The sequence below is a fragment of the Lachnoanaerobaculum sanguinis genome, from assembly GCF_033242365.1.
GTDB lineage: Bacteria > Bacillota > Clostridia > Lachnospirales > Lachnospiraceae > Lachnoanaerobaculum > Lachnoanaerobaculum sanguinis.
Genome location: NZ_BTHK01000002.1, coordinates 94,675 through 114,100 on the forward strand (window position 1 = coordinate 94,675; position 19,426 = coordinate 114,100).

Below are 19,426 nucleotides of genomic sequence, written 5' to 3' on the forward strand. Positions count from 1 at the left end.
TCTTTATGAAAAAAGCATGTGTGATAGGTCACTTTGGATTTGGTGAGAATTTGTTAAATGGACAAACTATCAAGACAAAAAATGTAACACAGGAGTTAGAGAAACATTTTTGCGAAGAATTAATTTTAAAAATTGATACACATGGTGGAGTAAAACAATTACCTAAAATTATTGTTAAGATGGTTAAAGCTTTTAGATCTTGTGAAAATATTATTATTTTTCCGGCTCATAATGGTGTGAGGATATTTGTCCCTTTATGTAATGTTATTAATATATTCTTTAGGAGAAAATTACATTATGTTGTTATAGGTGGCTGGTTACCTTCATTCATAAGAAATAGAGGAATACTAAAATTTGGATTGAAGTTTTTCACCGGTATTTATGTTGAAACAAGTACGATGAAAAAGGAATTAGAAAAGCTTGAATTAAATAATATTGAGATATTGAAAAACTTTAAAAAAATTAAAATTTTATCAAATAGCGAATTGGAAAGCGTATATGATAAGCCATATAAAATATGTACATTTTCAAGAGTAATGAAGGAAAAAGGCATTGAAGATATTGTTGATGCTGTTATATCTATAAATAAAAAAAATCGAGATAAAATTTATGAGCTGGATATATACGGTCAAGTGGATAAAGAGCAAGAGGAGTGGTTTGAAAAGCTGAAAAAAAGCTTTCCTGACTATATATCCTACCGAGGGATAGTTCAGTCTGATGAGAGTGTAGAAGTATTAAAAAAGTATTTTTTATTGGTATTTCCAACAAGATTTTTTACTGAAGGAATACCGGGAACTATTTTAGATGCATATGCAGCAGGAGTGCCTGTAGTTTCATCAAGATGGGAAAGTTTTTTTGATGTAGTTGATGATGGATGCACCGGAATAGGGTATGAATTTGGAAATTTAAAGGAGTTAATAAATACACTTGAACAGATTAGTGATTTTCCGGAAATAATTGTTGAAAAAAAATTTAAGTGTTTAAATAAAGCAAAAGAATATGTACCTGAATTGGTTTTACAATCATTGATTAAAAGATTGTAAAAGTTATGAGGAAGTAAGTGAGTGTATGAAAAAAATAATATGTTATATAGATATTATGGCTAGTACCGGTGGAGCACAAAGAGTGATGAAAAATTTGGTTTCATATCTAATCGAAAAAGACTACTGTGTTATATTGGTTAATGATTTTGATGTTGGAAATGAAAATTCATTTGATATACCTGATAAAGTAAAGAGAATATTTCTTAGAAAAGATAACTCAGGAAATCCTATAAAAAAGAATATTGAAAGGATAATAAGATTAAGAGAATTAGTTAAGAGAGAAAAGCCGGACATGATACTTTCATTTCTGGGAGCTCCTAATATTAGAGCAGTATTGTCAACTATGGGATTAAATATAAAAAAGATTATATCTGTAAGAAACGATCCAAGATATGAGTATGGAAAAGGAGTAATAAATAAGTTTGCTATAAATCTATTATTTAGACAGGTAGATGGGTGTGTATTTCAGACAGATGATGCAAAAAAATATTTTAATTATAAACTGCAAAGTAAATCAAGAGTTATACTTAATCCGGTAGATAAAGTATTTTTCAACACTAAAAGGGCAGATTCTTGCGCCGGTATTGTTACAATAGGAAGGCTGGAAGATCAAAAAAACCATAAACTGCTTATACAAGCATATTCGAATTTATTAAAAAAAGAAAAGGGCATTGATGACTTATACATCTATGGAGATGGAAGCTTAAGAGGGGAACTTAGGGACTTGATTGACAAAAACGGATTGCAAAATAAGGTGCATCTTTTAGGTAAAGTAAGTAATGTTGCAGACATACTATCAAAGTCAAAACTTTTTATACTTTCATCAGATTTTGAGGGACTCCCCAATGTTTTAATGGAGGCTATGGCATGTGGAACTCCTGTTATATCAACAGATTGTCCTTGTGGTGGCCCCAAAATGCTAATAAAGAATATAAAACAAGGTATTTTAGTAAGGTGCAATGATGTGAAGGGATTAGAAGACTCAATAAATAGTGTGATATATGATAATGAGGCCCTAGAAGAAATGTCAATTAAAGTTAGAAAAAGAGCAGAAGATTTTGAATCATCAAAAATATTCAGTGAATGGGAAGAGTATTTGAATTTAATCGGATAAAAGGGTGATAGAATTGATGATAGTAAAAGAAAAAAGCAATAAATTAATTCAAATACTGATGTCTGCTCTTATAGCATCGTTTTATATTTTTGGAGAAAATCCATTTGGATCAATAGTTTTATTTGTTTTAACTACAATGATATTTATAGTAATGTCAGTTGAGTATAATTTTCGTATACCTTTTAAGATTGAAAATTTTCACATAGCTATTTTTATATTCGCATTATATTGTTTTCTTTCTGCAACATGGGCGATAAGGCCGGATTATGCAGTTGAAAAAGGATTAACAATAATAAAAATATTAGTATGTATGTCAATATTATACTCATATTATTCAGTTAGAAATAATGCGCTGGAAGAGCTAATTTCTGTACTATTTTTGGCTAGTTGTATAGTTGTATTCTATTCTTTTATTTTTTATGGAAAAGATTTAATTATAGATGCTATTCTAAGAAGTAAAAGATTAGAAAATACTTTTACTAATGTAAATTCTATAGGAATGGTAGGTGGTGTAATGATTATCATTTCTATTTTTAAATTTATTTATGATAAATCTATTTGGTATATGATTTTTGATATTCCGGCAGTCATTTTAATTTTGGCTACAGCAAGTAGGAAAGCTTTATTAATGGTAGTTATAGGAGTATTTCTATTGTTTGTTTTCAAGAATCTTAGTAGAAATATATTTATAACAGTTTTTTGGACTATATGTATATCATTAATTACCTTTTTATTAATACGCTGGTTAATGTCATTAGAAGCTTTCTCAGTTATAGAAAAAAGAATGGATGGTATGGTAGCGTTGTTTACAGGAAGAGGTATTGTTGACTCATCTACTTGGCTTAGATATGAATATATAAAATTAGGTTTTAAAATCTTTAAAGAAAACCCTATTTTTGGCATTGGAATGGGCAATGCACGTTTGTTTGTTTCAAGTAATTATGGACGTGATGCATATTTACATAATAATTATGTGGAGCTATTGGCTAATGGAGGCATATTTGGATTTTTAATTTATTATTATATTTACTATCTAGTAATAAATGATTTAATAAAATATTTCAAATATAGAGAGAAATATACAGTTGTAGTTATTATTTTAATGTTAATGCAACTTATAATGGATTATGGAAATGTAAGTTATTATTACAAAACTACTATTTTTTACTTTCTTATTTTCTATATAAGCATAAGAAAAATGAAGGAGAAAAAGAGAAGTGAGACTATTTCATTTAATTAAATGCGGTATAAGATTTTTTTTAGATCCACAATATAGATTTATCTATTTATCAGGCAAAGGAACATATAACAAGGTTACAGATGATGAATATTTAAGAAGAAAATTTTATGCAAAATTAGGATATAATCTAGACCTATCAAAGCCTAAGACGTTTAATGAGAAATTACAGTGGTTAAAACTATATGATAGAAATCCGGAATATATAAAAATGGTCGATAAATATGAAGTAAAAAAATATGTGGCATCAGTCATTGGAGAAAAATATATAATTCCTACAATTGCCAGTTGGGATAATGTGTATGATATAGAATGGGATAAGCTTCCAAATCAGTTTGTTCTTAAGGTTACACATGATTCTGGAGGAGTTATAATATGTAAAGATAAGAATAATTTTGATATAAGTAAGACAATTCGTATATTGAAAAAAAGTATTAAACGTGATTACTATTTGTTACATCGTGAATGGCCATATAAGGATGTAGTAAGAAGAGTAATCGCAGAAGAGTATATGTCTGATGATGGTGAAGAACTGACAGACTATAAGTTTATGTGCTTTAATGGAGTTTGCAAATGTATTTTTACATGTAATGATAGGCATTCTAAGGATGGTTTAAAAGTAACATTCTATGACACTAAATGGAATATAATGCCATTTAAAAGGCATTATAAGTCTCTTAGAACGCCTGAGAAAAAACCGGATAGATTAGATGAGATGATTAGACTAGCGGAGATACTATCTCAAGGGATTACATTTGTTAGGATTGATTTCTATGTTATAAAAAAAGAAATTTTTTTTGGTGAAATGACTTTCTATCCTGGAAGTGGGTTTGAAGAATTTACACCATTTAAATGGGATAAAATATTGGGAAGTTGGATAGACTTATCAAATATAAAGGGTGTTCAATAAGAAATCAATATAGTTTATGTATTATAGGATAACAGGAATATATAATGATTGGAATAAAACAGGATGGATATTTGAGAAAGAAAAAGCTGGCTAAAAATACAGTTTCTTCATTAGTATTTAGAATAACTACAATTATATGTGGGTTTATTGTACCTAGACTAATATTAAATAGTTATGGATCAGAAATCAATGGACTGATTAATTCTATTATGCAATTTTTAGGTATTATTGCATTCTTAGAATTAGGAGTTGGAGCAGTTGTTCAATCATCTTTGTATAAACCGCTTTCAGTTAATGATAATGATGGTGTAAGTAGTATTGTCGTTTCCGGACAGAAATTTTTTTCTAAAATTGCCGGTATATTGCTTGTGTATGTAATTTTGTTGATACTTTTCTATAATATCATTGCTAAACAGAGTTTTGGATTTATATTTACAGGAACACTCATATTAGTTATTAGTATAAGTTCATTTGCACAATACTATTTTGGGATAATTAGTAGTTTATTACTTATTGCAGACCAAAGAGGATATGTGTCTTACAATATACAAACCCTTACGTTAGTATTAAATACACTATTCTGTTATATATTGATAAGACTTGGAGCTTCTATTCATATTGTAAAGTTGATTACATCTATAATATATGCTATTAGACCGGCATTTCTTGCAATTTATATTAAGAAAAATTATAAGATAAATTGGAAGATTAAATATTATGAAGAACCGATTAAACAAAAATGGAACGGAGTTTCACAGCATATTGCGTCTGTAGTCTTAGACAGTACAGACAGCATTGTTTTAACAATATTTGATGGGTTAAAAGCAGTATCTGTATATTCAATTTATAATATTATAGTATCAGGTATAAAGCAGTTAATTCTTGCAACGACAAGCGGAATACAGTCGGTAGTGGGAGAGTTATGGGCTAAACAAGAACTGGATGAATTAAGGGGATTTTTTGGTTGGATAGAGTGGATTATTCATACAGGTACAATATTTATATTTAGTATTACAGCAATTGTTATTCTACCATTTATTAAATTATATACATATGGCGTTAGAGATATTAATTATATTCAACCAATATTTGCGGTATTAATAATAATGGCAAATGCGGGACACTGTTTACGTCTGCCATATAATATCATGATATTAGCAGGTGGACACTATAAGCAGACGCAAAAGTGTTATATAACAGCTGCAATTATAAATGTTACTATTTCAATTGTCACAGTAAAAATTTTTGGGCTTATAGGTGTTGCAATAGGAACTTTAGTTGCAATGTTATACCAAACAATCTGGATGGCAATATATGATTCTAAAAATTTAATCTGCTGGCCAATAAAATACTTTATTAAACAAGTTGCTGTAGACATAATTATTATTGTGTGTTCGTTTGTATTTGCTTCTTATGTTAAAATTAAGGTCAATGGTTGGTTTGAATGGGTTGTATACGCAATAATAATAACAACTATAGAAGTACCAATAGTTATAGCAATAAATACAATGTTTTATAATAAATATATAAAATATCTAATGAGTAAAATAATAGATTTATTTATAAAGAGGTGAATATGGTTAATGAAAGTAGGTTTCAATCGGATCGTGTAAGATATAATTCATTAAGAGAAATGCCTAAATTTCAAAAGTGGATGAGGAAATATCAAGACACAAATAATGTGATTTTTAAAATGATATATAAAGTACTATTTGTATATTATAGGAATAAAAATTGTGTAGATATCTCAGCAGATACAAATATTGGTGGAGGGTTATATATTGGTCATCCATATTGTATAGTAATTAATCCCAAAGCTATAATTGGTAAAAATTGTAATATACATAAGAATGTCACAATAGGGCAAGAAAATAGAGGGAAAAGAAAGGGCATTCCGATAATAGGTAATAACGTTTGGATAGGAGTAAATGCGACTATCGTTGGTAAAATTGTTATAGGTGATGATGTTTTAATTGCGCCAAATTCCTATGTTAATTTTGATATTCCATCACATTCAATTGTTATGGGGAATCCCGGAATTATAATTCCAAAAGAAGATGCAACAAGTTGTTATATTAACAATACTATGGGGTAATTTAATGAAATTAAATAACGTTATTTTAAATAATAAGACTATTCTGGTCACAGGCTCATCAGGTTTTATAGGTAGTAACTTAGTTATTGAACTGTTAAGAACCCAACCTTCAATTCATATCATAGGAATTGACAATATGAATGACTATTATGATATTTCTATAAAAGAATGGCGATTACAGCAGATTGAAAAAGTATCTTTAGAACATACAGATTCAAAATGGACATTTATAAAGGGGAATATAGCTGATAAAGAACTTATTAATAGAGTATTTGCTGAATATAAGCCTTCGGTAGTTGTAAATCTGGCTGCACAAGCAGGAGTTCGATATTCTATTACAAATCCGGATGCATATATAGAGAGTAATATTATAGGCTTTTATAATATTTTAGAGGCATGTCGTCATTCATATGACAATGACGAAAGAGGAGTGGAACACTTAGTTTATGCCTCTTCATCATCAGTATACGGATCAAATAAAAAAGTTCCTTATTCCACAGATGATAAAGTAGATAATCCTGTTTCACTTTATGCTGCTACAAAGAAGTCAAATGAATTATTGGCTCATTCATACAGCAAACTCTACAATATACCGTCAACAGGACTTAGATTCTTTACTGTATACGGACCGGCAGGAAGACCTGATATGGCATACTTTGGATTTACTGATAAATTGCTTGCAGGTAAGACAATAGAGATATTTAATTTTGGTAACTGCAAAAGAGATTTTACATATGTAGATGACATAGTAGAAGGTGTAAAGAGGGTTATGCAGGCTGCACCTGAAAGGAAAAATGGAGAAGACGGTTTACCTATACCTCCTTATTCAGTTTACAATATTGGAAATAATCAACCGGAAAATCTACTTGATTTTGTAGATATATTACAGCAAGAGTTGGTTAGCGCAGGAGTATTACCGGTTGATTATGATTTTGAAAGTCATAAAAAGCTTGTGGAGATGCAACCGGGTGATGTACCGATTACATTTGCGGATACAAGTGCTTTAGAGAAAGACTTTGGATTTAAGCCACATACAAGTTTAAGAAATGGACTTAGAAAGTTTGCACATTGGTATAAGGATTTTTATGAAATATAATCTTAGGAGGGGCATATGAAAATAGCAATAGCAGGTACAGGATATGTGGGGTTGTCAATCGCCACTTTATTGGCACAGAATAATGAAGTGGTGGCGGTGGATATTATTCCTGAAAAGGTAGAGAAGATAAACAAAAGAATAAGTCCAATTCAGGATGAGTATATTGAGAAGTATTTTAAAGAAAAAGAACTTAATTTGCTTGCTACTTTGGACACGAAGCTTGCTTACAGTGATGCCGATTTTGTTGTGGTGGCGGCACCGACAAACTACGATACACAGAAGAATTTTTTTGACACATCGGCAATAGAGGATGTGGTTACAGAGGTTATAAAGTATAACCCTGATGCTGTTATAATCATTAAATCGACGATTCCTGTAGGTTATACGGAAAGTATCAGAAGTAAATTTCACTGTGACAATATTATTTTTTCTCCGGAGTTTTTGAGAGAGTCAAAGGCACTTTATGACAATCTTTATCCTTCAAGAATTATTGTGGGGACAGATACTATGAATGCAAGGCTTATGAAAGCTGCATCTAAATTTGCAAATCTTTTAAAAGAAGGTGCACTCAAAGATGATATAGAAATATTGATTATGGGTGTTGCAGAGGCGGAGGCTGTGAAGCTTTTTGCAAATACATATCTTGCACTTAGAGTATCTTATTTTAATGAGCTTGATACTTATGCAGAGATGAAAGGACTTAATACCAAGGAAATTATAAGAGGTGTTTGTCTGGATCCTAGAGTCGGAGAGCATTATAATAATCCGTCTTTTGGATATGGTGGTTATTGTCTGCCAAAGGACACCAAGCAGCTATTGGCAAATTATGAAGACGTGCCACAAAATATGATTTCCGCTATAGTAGAATCCAATAAGACAAGAAAGGACTTTATCGCTGATAAGGTATTACAGAAGGCAGGGTATTATAACTATGGTGAAGGAAGTGCCTATGATCCGACTATGGAAAAAGAGGTTGTTATAGGTGTATACAGACTTACAATGAAATCAAATTCTGATAATTTCAGACAGTCTTCTATTCAGGGTGTTATAAAGAGAATCAAAGCAAAGGGAGCAAAGGTTGTAATATATGAGCCTACTCTTGATGATAATACTACATTCTTTGGAAGCAGAGTTATAAATAATATTGATATTTTTAAAGAAAACAGCGATGCAATAATTGCAAATAGATATGATGATTGCCTGGAAGACGTGAAAGAAAAGGTATATACAAGGGATCTGTTTGGAAGGGATTAGTATTTAAAATATTGAATAAAGAAAAGGACATCTGGTTTGAAAAAAAGCAATGAATACCCAAAAGTAGTTTTATTTTTATGAAATATCAATGATACTGGAAAAGAAAAATTTGGACGGAATAACTATAATGAGCTTGAGGAAGATTATGAAAGAGAGGGTGATGTAGAAGGCTTGGGAGAAACACCGGAAGAACATTTATATTTATCATGAATTGCAAGGATAATAAGCAAATCTTTGAAGAATGGAACAGCAAATCATTATTCAAAGACAGCTTCTATAATTCACATAAAGAACAGATAGACAAGTATAAAAGGGCAAGGGTAATTCTTGAAAAAATAACAGTCTCATCAGCTATTAAATCTAAAAATTGGCAAAGGGATATACAAAGTCTTGAAATTGAAATTACTAAGCTAAATAAACAAGCTCAATCTATTAAGGAAGAATACGAAAATATCAATCATATCAAATATGCAGCTAAGACTGTAAATGATGATTATGGTATCGACTTATCTATTGAGATTGACAAGGCGATTAAGAGAGGAGAAAAGCCAAGTGTAATTGAACAGATTAAGAAGTATCAAGAGCAGCAGGAAAAATATGAGCAGAGGAAAGGAAAAACAAAAGATTATTATAGGAGTGAGGAAAGGTAGTGATTTTTTGAAGAAATCGGGTATAATATCAATGACAACAGAATATCGTTTAGGAAATTGCAGATTTGATATTTCTAAAAATATTGGCTATGCTTTGGTCGATAAAGAGGGTGTCCCGCTACCGTTAAAGGTGGAGCATTAAAGCAAGCAGAGAGGATAAAACCTCTCTGTTTTTTAGGAGAAAGAAATATTATCTATATTGGATATTAAGAAAGGTGTTTTTAGAGTGTTAAAGCTCAGATATATGCCTAAGATAAAAGACAAGCCTTAAAACACATTTCACCACTTAATAAAACAAAAACAGTCAATGCGATTAGAAAGTAAAAATCTAATCGTTTTTTTAGTGAAATAGGGTTTACTTAGAGAACTTTCAAAGAATATAAGTAAAATATGCACTTGAAAATTTTACTTAAAACGGTTATGCTTATTCTAAGTAAAATAGATTTGACTTAGGGGGTGATATTTTGAGATTAGAAAATAATAGAGCCGGAGAATTAAAGAAAATGCAAAGCGATTACGAATGCTTTGTTCCGCATAATTTAAAAGATATAAAATTAAATCTTGATAGTGAAATAAATGCTTTAATCAATAAAGCATATTTATTACTGGGAAGATTAGATGGCATGGCAATAACTTTACCGGATATTGATCTTTTTGTATCTATGTATGTTCAAAAAGAGGCTGTTATAAGTTCTCAAATAGAGGGGACACAAGCCTCTCTTGTTGATGTACTGCAAAAAGATAAGGGAAATGAAAAGATAAAAGATACTGAAGAAATTGTAAACTATATCAAAGCGACTCATTACGCATTTAAAAGACTAAATGAATTACCCTTATGTATGAGATTGATTAAAGAAACCCACTCGGTTCTCTTGTCTAATGTTAGAGGAGAAGAAAAAATGCCGGGTGAATTTAGAAAATCACAAAACTGGATTGGACACGCAGGTTCGACTTTAAAAAATGCAAGTTTCATTCCGCCTGCACCTGATGAGATGGATATTTGCTTGAGTGATTTAGAAAAATATATACATGAAGATAGTGATATTTCAAACTTAATAAAGATAGCTCTAATCCACTATCAATTTGAAACGATACATCCATTTTTAGATGGTAACGGAAGAATGGGTAGACTACTCATAATATTATACTTAAGAGAGCAAGGCTTGATTGAATACCCTGTTCTTTATTTGAGCTATTTTTTCAAGAAAAATAGGAATAAATATTATGAACTTCTCAATAACATTCGTATTAAGGGGGAATTTGAAGAATGGATTAAATTTTTTATAGATGGAATTTGTGAAATATCTGAGGATGCAATCACTTCCATCCAAAAGATTGTTGAGCTTAAGAAGAATGATATAGAGAAAATTCGACAGTTTTCAAGTGGTAATATTTCAAATCTTCTTTTAGTATATGAATATCTATTGAAACACCCTTTTGTAGAATCGGAGGATATTAAAAATTTAGCGAGCGTTAGTAAGCCTACTGTCAATAAACTTTTGGAGAATTTAATGGATATGGAAATATTAGAGCTTGTAGAGGATAAAAAAAGGTACAGACAATATGTATATAAAAAATATGTAGACATTCTTTCAGAGGGAACAATATTGTAAAAATAAGAATTTAATAGCAGAAATAAAAATATTTGAGGCGATTGGAAAAGTAAAAAATCTAATCGCTTTTTTTATTGCAATGAAAGGAGAGTACAGATGACAGATGAGAAAAACAAAGTTGAAAACACATTCAGTAAAAAAATAGGAAAAACAAACTATAAAGTTACAGTACATTTCAGTGAAACCAGTGATGAAACAATTACAGATAAAATAAATAGACTTATTCAGAAAGAATGTGAAGATATGAGTTACCAAAAAGATAAATAAATTTCTTAACTACCCTTGACAAAAGCTATCAGAGGATACTCTCCTTAAGGCTATAGAGATTGCAGGTAATGATGCACTGCAAAAGGGAATTGAGGTTGAGCGAAGGGGACTTGGAACACCGGCAACAAGAGCATGTATTATAGAAAATTTGATTTCCAAGGATTTTATAGAGTTTGCATGGTTTATATGGGAAGTAGGTTATGCAGGAATTACGCAACTAAAATGGAACTTATAAAAATAGTATAAAAACAAAAGAACAGAATTTAAGGAGTTATAGTAAGGCATACAGATAGTTTCATTGGAGTGAGTGTCAGCGTTGAAAAAATGTTTACTGCTTATGAGATTGGAACACTAATTCTTAAGATAGCTGAGTATTTTGATATTTCAACTTTCGGTTATAATGTAATGAAGTTGTAAAAGTAAAAAAATGGTGGCGGTAATTGTAGAGGATAAGGTAAGGTTATATAAAGGATGCAGTGGAAAAGAATTATAAAAATGATATATATTGTGTTGTATAATGTAGTAGAATTATTAGAGACTAAGTATGGAGGATGTGTTATGGTACAGGTTAAAATATTAGTAGATGATAATATTAAAAGGGAGGCGGAAAAGATATTTGATGATATCGGCATCAGTATGTCTACAGCAATTAATATTTATTTAAAAGCCGTAGTACGTGAAAATCGTATACCTTTTGAACTATCAGCCGATCCTTTTTATTCAGATGCAAATATGTCAAGAATTAGAGAGTCTATCAGACAGGTAAGAGATGGTGAAAAGGAATTGACTGAGCATGAAATTGAAAATAAATAAAAGAAACAAGGACATCATACTAGAAAACGGTACGATGTCCTTTTTGTTAAACTCTTATATTCTCTCTGTTATCATGGCTGATTGGCCAAGGTATCTTAGCGTAGATAAGCTGATATATAACATATGAGAGTATTGTTGCTCCGACAACATCCAGGAATGAATGCTGCTTTAGGAACAATGTCGAAAGGCATATTGAAATCATAATAATGAATGAAATCGCTTTTACTTTCATATTGTTATAAAAGAATCTTGATCTCAATATGGCCACATGTGTAGCGATTGAGTTGAAAACATGAATACTTGGGAACACATTTGTATTGGTATCTGTTTTATATATAAAGGCTACCAGATGTGTAAAAATATTCTTGTTCGGATCAAGGTTGACAGGTCTTAAGTCTGTTCCGTTTGGGAATATCTGGCAAATAAAGAGCGATATACTCATTCCGAGTGCGAGATACAGCCCGAATCTGTAAAACTCATCTACATCTTTAAAGAAGAAGAAAATCAGTACAGATGCTACGTAGATGAACCATATAAAGTACGGTATAATAAAATATTCATTGAATGGAATAATATCGTCCACCCATGTATGTAAGACATGATACTCATGTGTTATAGTTCTTTCCAGATACATATACCATGGTAGATATATGAATGTATATAAGAAAACCCATGCATGTCTGTATTTCTTTAATATTTCATGTATTCTTTTCATAATGTCTCCTAAAATTAAATTGCGTTATGTTTAAGATTCGTCTATAGATTGTATAGCTATATGAAAAATAATTCAAGCGAATTGGAAAAACAGATATTACAATTTATTGAAGAAACTTAAATTATAAATGTAATATAATTATATATATGCATTCTGCACCGAATATTATATAATAATAGGTGCAAAGGAGGGCTGATATTATGAATGCTAAGCAGAAAATTATAGATAGAATAGATATGATGGAATCGAAGGACGTTTTTATAGCAAATGATTTTTTTGATATTGCCGGATATGAGACTATAAAAAGCGTATTAAATCGTCTGGTACTGTCTAAAGAAATAAAACGTATTATTAACGGAATTTATTATAAGCCTAAATATATCGAGTATATTGGTGAGTATGAGGCACCATCAGTTAATGAAGTGGCTAAAGCTATAGCACGAAAATATAATTGGACTATTGCACCGTCAGGAAATACAGCTCTTAATTTATTGGGTTTATCTACGCAAGTTCCTGCTAAATGGACATATATTTCCGATGGAAGATATGTAAATTTTAGTTTTGACAATGTAACTATAGAATTTAAACATAGAAATAATGGTGAAATTTCAAATATGTCCACACTTACAGCAATGGTTATACAGGCAATTAAAGCCTTAGGAAAAGGAAATATAACGTCAGAACAGGTACAATATTTAAGTGAAAAACTGTCAAAAGAAGAAAAAGAGGAACTTTTAAAAGATGCCAGATATACCAGTGTATGGATATATGATATTATCAGAAAGATAAGTGAGGTGAAAAATGTTTGAGTATAATTATATTCCGCAAAAAGATCTGGAACAAATAATAAGAAATGCTGCACAGAAAAGTGGAGTAAATGAAGCTATTATAGAAAAAGACTATTGGGTATGCTTTGTACTTAACTATCTTTTTTCAATAAGTAAGTGGAAAGATGTACTGACTTTCAAAGGAGGAACAAGTCTTTCAAAATGCTTTAATGTAATACAAAGATTTTCTGAGGATATAGATTTAATATTGGATTGGAGAGCAATAGGGTATGGAATTAATGAGCCGTGGGAAGAACGTTCAAATACAAAACAAGATAAGTTTAATAAAGAATCAAATCAAAAGACTGAAGAATTTTTAAAAGGATGTTTATTACCACAAATGGAAGAAGATTTTAAAGAGATAATTGGAATCGATTTTAAACTCAGCATATATGAAAAAGACCCCCAAACTATATTTTTTGAATATCCAAAAAGCTATCAATCATCGTATTTGATACAGTCTATAAGACTTGAAATTGGCGCTCTTGCAGCATGGTCACCTTCAGAAGTTATTGGTATAGTACCGGATCTGTATAAGTCATATCCGGTACTGTTTAAAGGTAGCTTTATAGAAGTTAGAACCGTACGTCCGGAAAGGACATTTTGGGAAAAAGCCACCATCTTACATCATGAGGCAAATAGACCACGAGAACTTGCTATACCAAAAAGGTATGCAAGGCATTATTATGACTTGTTCTGTATGTCAAACTCAATTTATAAAGATAAAGCTTTTCAGAACAAAGATCTTTTGGATAAAGTTGTAAAGTTTAAACAGAAATTTTATCCTAGAAAATGGGCTAAATATGAAGACGCAAGTTTTGACGCCATAAAGTTGGTACCGGAAGAGTACAGATTAAAAGAAATAGAGCTTGATTATAAAAACATGGAAGAAATGTTTTTCGCAGAACCGCCGAGTTTTGATAAAGTAATGCAAGGCATATTATCGCTTGAGAAAGAAATACATAATTTATAGCATAAACAAAAAAGCACTGTTATCAGTGCTTTTCTATTATATATTTCGCTTCTTCTTCACTTATGCCACAGTCTTTGGCACTCCATCCGCTTTTTAAAAGATTATATATTCGAAGTTCTCTGTCACTCAAATCACTTTTCCTGCTTGATAACTTTTTTTTTATTAAAATGATAATCAGCAGGAGAAGTAAAAAGCCTCCTACACAGGCTCCGACAATAATATAGTTTATCTTCGGAATATTAAGTATTATATTTGTAAAGTTTTTGGTGGTGTTTTGTAAGCTGTTTTTATTATTGTTTGCAGCAACACTTTCTTCTGTATTGTTATCATTGGCAACATAGTTTTCATTTTTCTTTGCCACTATATCCACAGATCCTATAGGATAGTCGTTATAAGTATAATCTACCTTGCAAAGTGCGGACGAACCTGAATTTTCTTCAAAGTTTACCGTTGACTTGATATCGTTTATATCGGCATCATTCGGCAATGATATTGATGCATTATCGTCAGGCTCTATAGTATACTCGTTAAAATCAGGTATCAGTGAGATATTACTTGAAAAATTTGTGTTAATATCTGTAGAATTCAGCTTTATATTTTTAAAGTTGGCAAAGCCGAAGTTCAATAATTCCTGAGTATCCGTATAATGTGTTTTATTTCCGTTAAGTACTACAGTAATAAGTCCTATACTGTCATTTCTTGCATATGTCACCAGTGTATTTCCTGCCAGTGAAGTATAACCGGTTTTACCGCAGATTGCGTTCTGATAGAAATTACCGGAGGTTTTTCTGAGCATGGAGTGATGATTGTACAAGGTTTGTCCGGTAGGGACTCTGCTTGTAGGCGGTAAATTGTAGTATGTAGCGGAATCTATTTCCGTAACCGTAGGATTTTTAAAAGCCGCACGGCTTATTAAAGCATAATCATATGCGCTGGTATAGTGCTCAGGATCGTTTAATCCGCTTGGATTTGCGAAATGTGAGTCTGTACAGCCAAGACTTGCCGCTTTTTCATTCATCATATTTGCAAATGCTTCAATGCTTCCTGCCGTATGTTCCGCCAAGGCATTTGCGGCTTCATTTGCCGATTGTAAAAGCATTGCATAGAGGCAGTCTCTTACAGTAAGTGTATCTCCCACATCTATACCTGCACTTGATGAGCCGGGTTCGACATTAAATACTGCATTTTTTGAAAATGTAACCATATCGTCAAGATTACAATTTTCCACTACTAAAAGGGCAGTCAAAATCTTGGTTATACTTGCCGGATAGTAATGTTCATGAATGTTCTTACCATAAAGTACAGCTCCCGAGTCGGCATCCATAAGAATGGCACCTTCAGATAAAACATTTGTATCTACCGGCCAGTCAACATATGCAAACGACTGCATAGGGAGAGAGAGTATGGTTATAATTGTTAAAATAATTGTTAGAGTAATTTTTTTAAAGTTTTTAATTTTTGCGTTCATTACTATATTATGCATCTATTGTTTAAAATAGTAAAGTAAAGAATTATGAATATTTTAAAATGATAATATGATATAATTTAATACAATTGTGTATTGCTAGTATTCAAAAGACATATTATAATGGGAATGTTGCATGCGATGTTTCAAATGAGATATCGCCATTTTTATGTAAGTAATGGTTATTGCTTTTGTGAAAGGGAAAAATATGAAATATGATGTAATGATAATCGGGGCAGGTCCCGGAGGTATTTTCTCGGCTTATGAACTCATAAATCAGGACAGCTCACTGAAAATTGCGGTTTTTGAGTACGGTAATCCGCTTGAGAAAAGACATTGTCCAATAGATGGAGACAAGATTAAGTCTTGCATCAATTGTAAGAGCTGCGGAATCATGAACGGTTTTGGTGGTGCAGGAGCATTTTCTGACGGAAAGTACAATATTACCAATGAGTTTGGTGGTACTTTGCATGAATATATCGGAAAGAAAAAAGCCATTGAACTTATGAACTATGTAGACGGAATCAATGTAAAGTACGGCGGCGGAAAGACCAAGCTTTATTCTACAGCAAATTCAGATATTAAGAGACTTTGTTTACAAAACAATTTGCATTTATTGGATGCAAGTGTTCGTCATTTGGGAACTGATATCAACTATGAAGTTCTTCAAAATATGTATACAGATTTAAAGGATAAGGTGGAGTTTTTCTTTAACACACCTATTGTCAAAATAGAAAAGCTGGATGCAGGATATAAGTTATATACAAAGCAGGGTGAAGAATTCACCGGTGATAAATGTATAGTATCCGTAGGTAGAAGCGGAAGTAAATGGATGGAGCAGACCTGTAAGGAGTTAAAAATACCTACAAAGTCAAATCGTGTGGATATCGGTGTAAGAGTTGAGCTTCCTGCCGAGATTTTCAGACATCTTACAGATGAGCTTTATGAGAGTAAGATTGTTTACAGAACGGAGAAGTACCAGGATTTGGTAAGAACTTTCTGTATGAATCCTAAAGGTGCCGTAGTTAATGAGAATACAAACGGTATTGTTACAGTAAACGGACACAGCTATGAGGATCCGGCGCTTCAAACAGAGAATACAAACTTTGCATTGCTTGTATCAAAGCATTTTACAGAGCCGTTCAAAGACAGTAACGGATATGGTGAGAGTATCGCCAGACTTTCAAACATGCTTGGTGGCGGTGTAATGGTTCAAAGATTCGGAGACCTTATCAGAGGTCAAAGAAGTAGTGCAGGTAGACTTAACAAGTCATTTATGACACCTACACTCAGTGCTACACCGGGAGATTTGTCTTTGGTTATTCCTAAGAGAATTTTGGACGATATCATTGAGATGATTTATGCTCTTGATAAGATTGCACCGGGAACTGCAGGTGATGAAACTTTACTTTATGGTGTAGAGGTTAAGTTCTACAACATGGAAGTGGAGCTTGATAAAAATCTTGAGACTCTTCACAAGGATCTTTATGTAATCGGTGACGGCAGCGGTGTTACTCACTCACTTTCACATGCTTCGGCAAGCGGTGTGTTTGTAGCAAGGCATATATTGGGAAGATAAATATATAGCAAAGATATATTTAAAAATTCCATAACATTATCGATAAAACAAATAAATCAAAATAATTAATATAAAAAAGCTATAAAAAATCGGATTTTTTTGGTATAGGTACACAAAACCTATACCTTTTTTAGTATACAAAAATATTTTTTAGTGATAGAATTATATAAAAATGTTTCAGGAGGAAATTATGAATATCAAAAGTGAAATCAGTGTGGACAAGGTTAGACAGGATGCGGAGGACAATTACAGAAACGGATACTTCTGTTGCGAAGCGCTCATGGCGGCAGTTGTAGACAATTTTGAACTTGATGTTCCGAGAGAAGTTATCGCAATGTCATCAGGTATGGCTGTCGGAGCAGGTAAGAGCGGATGTATGTGCGGTGCTCTAAACGGAGGTATTATGGCTCTCGGTATGATTTTTGGTAGAACCGAGCAGAACGGTCCGAAAGATCCAAAGGTAGTAAAGTGTATGGAGCTCACCCATGAATTACATGACTACTTCAGAGATGCAAACGGCAAGCATTCAAACTGCTGTAGAGTTCTTACAAGAGAATTTGATATGGGTGCCGGAGAGCACAAGGAGCAGTGTATCAGATTTACAGGAATTGCCGCAAAGAAGGTGGCTGAGATTATTGTTAGAGAAAAGGGATTGAAGAATATAGATTAATAAGGGGTAGTTATGAGTTTTTTAAAAAGGGTGCCTTTACCTTTATGCGGAGTGGCATTGGGGCTTGCGGCACTTGGGAATCTTCTTGCGGCTTACAGTCCTTATTTGAAGATACTTTGCGGAGTTTTGGCATTTGTAGGAATATTGTTTGTAACATGTAAGTATTTAACCATGTCTGATGCTTTTGTAACGGATATGAAAAATCCGGTGACTGCAAGTGTATCGGGAACATATACCATGGCTTTGATGCTTCTTGCAGGTTATATTAAGCCTATATTACCTGTATTTGCAATGATTCTCTGGTATGTGGCTATTATCTTACATTTTGTACTGATAGTTTATTTTACTTTGAATTTTATTTTAAAGATTAAAATACCTGATGATTTGATGAAGGTAGTTGCAAGCTATTTTATCGTATATGTTGGAATAGTGGTTGCTTCAGTTACTGCACCGGCTTTTAATAATATAGCACTTGGACAGATTTGCTTTTGGATAGGATTCATTCTTTACATTCCTCTTTTCTTCTATGTATCTTTCAGATATATAAAGCTTGGAAATAAGAAGATTGAAGCAAAGGCACTTGCATGTATCTATGCCGCACCTGCAAGTCTTTGTGTTGCCGGATATATCAGTTCTTTTGAGCAAAAGAATGCAGAGTTTTTGTCAATATTGTATGACTTTTCATTTGTGTCGTATTTGATTGCTGTACTTGTAATACTTGATGTTTTTAAAAATTATACAGCTGATAAGAAAAAACACAGATTTTATCCAAGCTATGCAGGATTTACATTTCCATTTGTTATCAGTGCAATAGCAGGAAAACAATTTTACATGGTAAGTAAAAGTATAGAACATATTAGATGGGGGATTTATCCGGGTATATTATTTGTGAATGTACAAATTATAATTGCAATTATCTTAATGTTGTTTACAGCAATAAAGTTTGCAATTCATGTTTTCTCAAAAGAATAAAGAGATTTTAAAAGATTGTTTGCATCGACAAGCAGTCTTTTTTATATTCAAAGATGCAAAAATATATTTTATATGCTATAATTTTTGCGAAAACTTAAGGGGAGAGAAATTACCGTAAAAGTTTATTTTATGT

At 31.9% G+C, this 19,426-nt stretch carries 19 protein-coding genes and 1 pseudogene; 18 read left to right on the plus strand and 2 right to left on the minus strand.

Features of this window, described 5'->3' with window-relative positions:
* Positions 1-5 precede the first annotated feature (5 nt).
* From SBH76_RS01725 to SBH76_RS01785, 13 genes and pseudogenes are all read left to right on the plus strand, one after another.
* A complete protein-coding gene (locus tag SBH76_RS01725) occupies positions 6-1,043 on the plus strand; it encodes a glycosyltransferase (protein WP_317976567.1) in 1,038 nt (345 codons plus the stop codon).
* A 25-nt stretch (positions 1,044-1,068) separates the two neighbouring features.
* A complete protein-coding gene (locus SBH76_RS01730; protein ID WP_317976568.1) occupies positions 1,069-2,157 on the plus strand; it encodes a glycosyltransferase in 1,089 nt (362 codons plus the stop codon).
* A gap of 16 nt (positions 2,158-2,173) precedes the next feature.
* Positions 2,174-3,397, plus strand: coding sequence for an O-antigen ligase family protein (locus tag SBH76_RS01735; RefSeq protein WP_317976569.1), 1,224 nt, complete (start codon positions 2,174-2,176; stop codon positions 3,395-3,397).
* The gene (locus tag SBH76_RS01740; protein WP_317976570.1) at positions 3,375-4,304 is read left to right on the plus strand and encodes an ATP-grasp fold amidoligase family protein; all 930 of its coding nucleotides are present in this window, start codon (positions 3,375-3,377) and stop codon (positions 4,302-4,304) included. Before SBH76_RS01735 ends, SBH76_RS01740 begins: the two co-directional genes overlap by 23 nt.
* 44 nt (positions 4,305-4,348) lie before the next feature.
* On the plus strand, positions 4,349-5,878 hold the full coding sequence (locus SBH76_RS01745; RefSeq protein WP_317976571.1) for a lipopolysaccharide biosynthesis protein: 1,530 nt from the start codon (positions 4,349-4,351) through the stop codon (positions 5,876-5,878).
* Positions 5,879-5,880: 2 nt separating this feature from the next.
* Positions 5,881-6,399: a serine O-acetyltransferase gene (locus SBH76_RS01750; RefSeq protein WP_317976572.1), complete on the plus strand. Its 519-nt coding sequence runs from the start codon at positions 5,881-5,883 to the stop codon at positions 6,397-6,399.
* 4 nt (positions 6,400-6,403) lie between these two features.
* Entirely contained in the window at positions 6,404-7,495 is a 1,092-nt protein-coding gene (locus SBH76_RS01755) for an NAD-dependent epimerase/dehydratase family protein (RefSeq protein WP_317976573.1), read from the plus strand.
* A 15-nt stretch (positions 7,496-7,510) separates the two neighbouring features.
* Positions 7,511-8,749, plus strand: a complete 1,239-nt coding sequence (locus SBH76_RS01760; protein ID WP_290651170.1) for a nucleotide sugar dehydrogenase — start codon at positions 7,511-7,513, stop codon at positions 8,747-8,749.
* Positions 8,750-8,961: 212 nt separating this feature from the next.
* A pseudogene (locus SBH76_RS01765) lies at positions 8,962-9,399 on the plus strand (hypothetical protein); the annotation flags it as partial.
* Between the two features lie 7 nt (positions 9,400-9,406).
* On the plus strand, positions 9,407-9,541 hold the full coding sequence (locus SBH76_RS01770) for a hypothetical protein (protein WP_317976574.1): 135 nt from the start codon (positions 9,407-9,409) through the stop codon (positions 9,539-9,541).
* A 322-nt stretch (positions 9,542-9,863) separates the two neighbouring features.
* Complete coding sequence (locus SBH76_RS01775) at positions 9,864-11,012, plus strand: Fic family protein (protein ID WP_317976575.1); 1,149 nt, start codon at positions 9,864-9,866, stop codon at positions 11,010-11,012.
* A gap of 96 nt (positions 11,013-11,108) precedes the next feature.
* Positions 11,109-11,279 (plus strand): transposon-encoded TnpW family protein, encoded by a 171-nt coding sequence (locus tag SBH76_RS01780; protein ID WP_009664143.1) that lies wholly within the window; start codon positions 11,109-11,111, stop codon positions 11,277-11,279.
* Between the two features lie 558 nt (positions 11,280-11,837).
* Positions 11,838-12,092, plus strand: a complete 255-nt coding sequence (locus SBH76_RS01785) for a type II toxin-antitoxin system RelB/DinJ family antitoxin (RefSeq protein ID WP_317976576.1) — start codon at positions 11,838-11,840, stop codon at positions 12,090-12,092.
* 46 nt (positions 12,093-12,138) lie between these two features.
* Here the strand turns inward: SBH76_RS01785 and SBH76_RS01790 are convergent, their stop codons facing one another.
* Positions 12,139-12,807: a phosphatase PAP2 family protein gene (locus SBH76_RS01790; protein WP_009664089.1), complete on the minus strand. Its 669-nt coding sequence runs from the start codon at positions 12,805-12,807 to the stop codon at positions 12,139-12,141.
* 200 nt (positions 12,808-13,007) lie between these two features.
* Here SBH76_RS01790 and SBH76_RS01795 point away from each other — a divergent pair, with 200 nt between their 5' ends.
* On the plus strand, positions 13,008-13,616 hold the full coding sequence (locus SBH76_RS01795) for a DUF6088 family protein (RefSeq protein ID WP_314098393.1): 609 nt from the start codon (positions 13,008-13,010) through the stop codon (positions 13,614-13,616).
* Positions 13,609-14,607 (plus strand): nucleotidyl transferase AbiEii/AbiGii toxin family protein, encoded by a 999-nt coding sequence (locus SBH76_RS01800; RefSeq protein WP_317976577.1) that lies wholly within the window; start codon positions 13,609-13,611, stop codon positions 14,605-14,607. The genes SBH76_RS01795 and SBH76_RS01800 overlap by 8 nt, the downstream gene beginning before the upstream one ends.
* 22 nt (positions 14,608-14,629) lie before the next feature.
* Here the strand turns inward: SBH76_RS01800 and SBH76_RS01805 are convergent, their stop codons facing one another.
* A complete protein-coding gene (locus SBH76_RS01805) occupies positions 14,630-16,075 on the minus strand; it encodes a D-alanyl-D-alanine carboxypeptidase family protein (RefSeq protein ID WP_317976578.1) in 1,446 nt (481 codons plus the stop codon).
* Positions 16,076-16,280: 205 nt separating this feature from the next.
* On the opposite strand from SBH76_RS01805, the gene SBH76_RS01810 reads away from it, so the two are divergent.
* From SBH76_RS01810 to SBH76_RS01820, 3 genes are all read left to right on the plus strand, one after another.
* Positions 16,281-17,651 carry an NAD(P)/FAD-dependent oxidoreductase gene (locus tag SBH76_RS01810; RefSeq protein ID WP_317976579.1) on the plus strand — a complete coding sequence of 457 codons (1,371 nt, stop codon included), beginning with the start codon at positions 16,281-16,283 and terminating at the stop codon, positions 17,649-17,651.
* Positions 17,652-17,841: 190 nt separating this feature from the next.
* Complete coding sequence (locus tag SBH76_RS01815; RefSeq protein WP_315035444.1) at positions 17,842-18,321, plus strand: C-GCAxxG-C-C family protein; 480 nt, start codon at positions 17,842-17,844, stop codon at positions 18,319-18,321.
* A 12-nt stretch (positions 18,322-18,333) separates the two neighbouring features.
* Entirely contained in the window at positions 18,334-19,293 is a 960-nt protein-coding gene (locus tag SBH76_RS01820; RefSeq protein WP_317976581.1) for a TDT family transporter, read from the plus strand.
* Positions 19,294-19,426 lie beyond the last annotated feature (133 nt).

What these genes read in the sequence shown, in the direction of transcription:
- SBH76_RS01725 (WP_317976567.1), top strand. Translation starts at nt 6, where the DNA reads ATGAAAAAAGCATGTGTGATAGGTCACTTTGGATTTGGTGAGAATTTG.
- SBH76_RS01730 (WP_317976568.1), top strand. Translation starts at nt 1,069, where the DNA reads ATGAAAAAAATAATATGTTATATAGATATTATGGCTAGTACCGGTGGA.
- SBH76_RS01735 (WP_317976569.1), top strand. Translation starts at nt 2,174, where the DNA reads ATGATAGTAAAAGAAAAAAGCAATAAATTAATTCAAATACTGATGTCT.
- SBH76_RS01745 (WP_317976571.1), top strand. Translation starts at nt 4,349, where the DNA reads ATGATTGGAATAAAACAGGATGGATATTTGAGAAAGAAAAAGCTGGCT.
- SBH76_RS01750 (WP_317976572.1), top strand. Translation starts at nt 5,881, where the DNA reads ATGGTTAATGAAAGTAGGTTTCAATCGGATCGTGTAAGATATAATTCA.
- SBH76_RS01755 (WP_317976573.1), top strand. Translation starts at nt 6,404, where the DNA reads ATGAAATTAAATAACGTTATTTTAAATAATAAGACTATTCTGGTCACA.
- SBH76_RS01760 (WP_290651170.1), top strand. Translation starts at nt 7,511, where the DNA reads ATGAAAATAGCAATAGCAGGTACAGGATATGTGGGGTTGTCAATCGCC.
- SBH76_RS01780 (WP_009664143.1), top strand. Translation starts at nt 11,109, where the DNA reads ATGACAGATGAGAAAAACAAAGTTGAAAACACATTCAGTAAAAAAATA.
- SBH76_RS01785 (WP_317976576.1), top strand. Translation starts at nt 11,838, where the DNA reads ATGGTACAGGTTAAAATATTAGTAGATGATAATATTAAAAGGGAGGCG.
- SBH76_RS01790 (WP_009664089.1), bottom strand. Translation starts at nt 12,807, where the DNA reads ATGAAAAGAATACATGAAATATTAAAGAAATACAGACATGCATGGGTT.
- SBH76_RS01795 (WP_314098393.1), top strand. Translation starts at nt 13,008, where the DNA reads ATGAATGCTAAGCAGAAAATTATAGATAGAATAGATATGATGGAATCG.
- SBH76_RS01800 (WP_317976577.1), top strand. Translation starts at nt 13,609, where the DNA reads ATGTTTGAGTATAATTATATTCCGCAAAAAGATCTGGAACAAATAATA.
- SBH76_RS01805 (WP_317976578.1), bottom strand. Translation starts at nt 16,075, where the DNA reads ATGAACGCAAAAATTAAAAACTTTAAAAAAATTACTCTAACAATTATT.
- SBH76_RS01810 (WP_317976579.1), top strand. Translation starts at nt 16,281, where the DNA reads ATGAAATATGATGTAATGATAATCGGGGCAGGTCCCGGAGGTATTTTC.
- SBH76_RS01815 (WP_315035444.1), top strand. Translation starts at nt 17,842, where the DNA reads ATGAATATCAAAAGTGAAATCAGTGTGGACAAGGTTAGACAGGATGCG.
- SBH76_RS01820 (WP_317976581.1), top strand. Translation starts at nt 18,334, where the DNA reads ATGAGTTTTTTAAAAAGGGTGCCTTTACCTTTATGCGGAGTGGCATTG.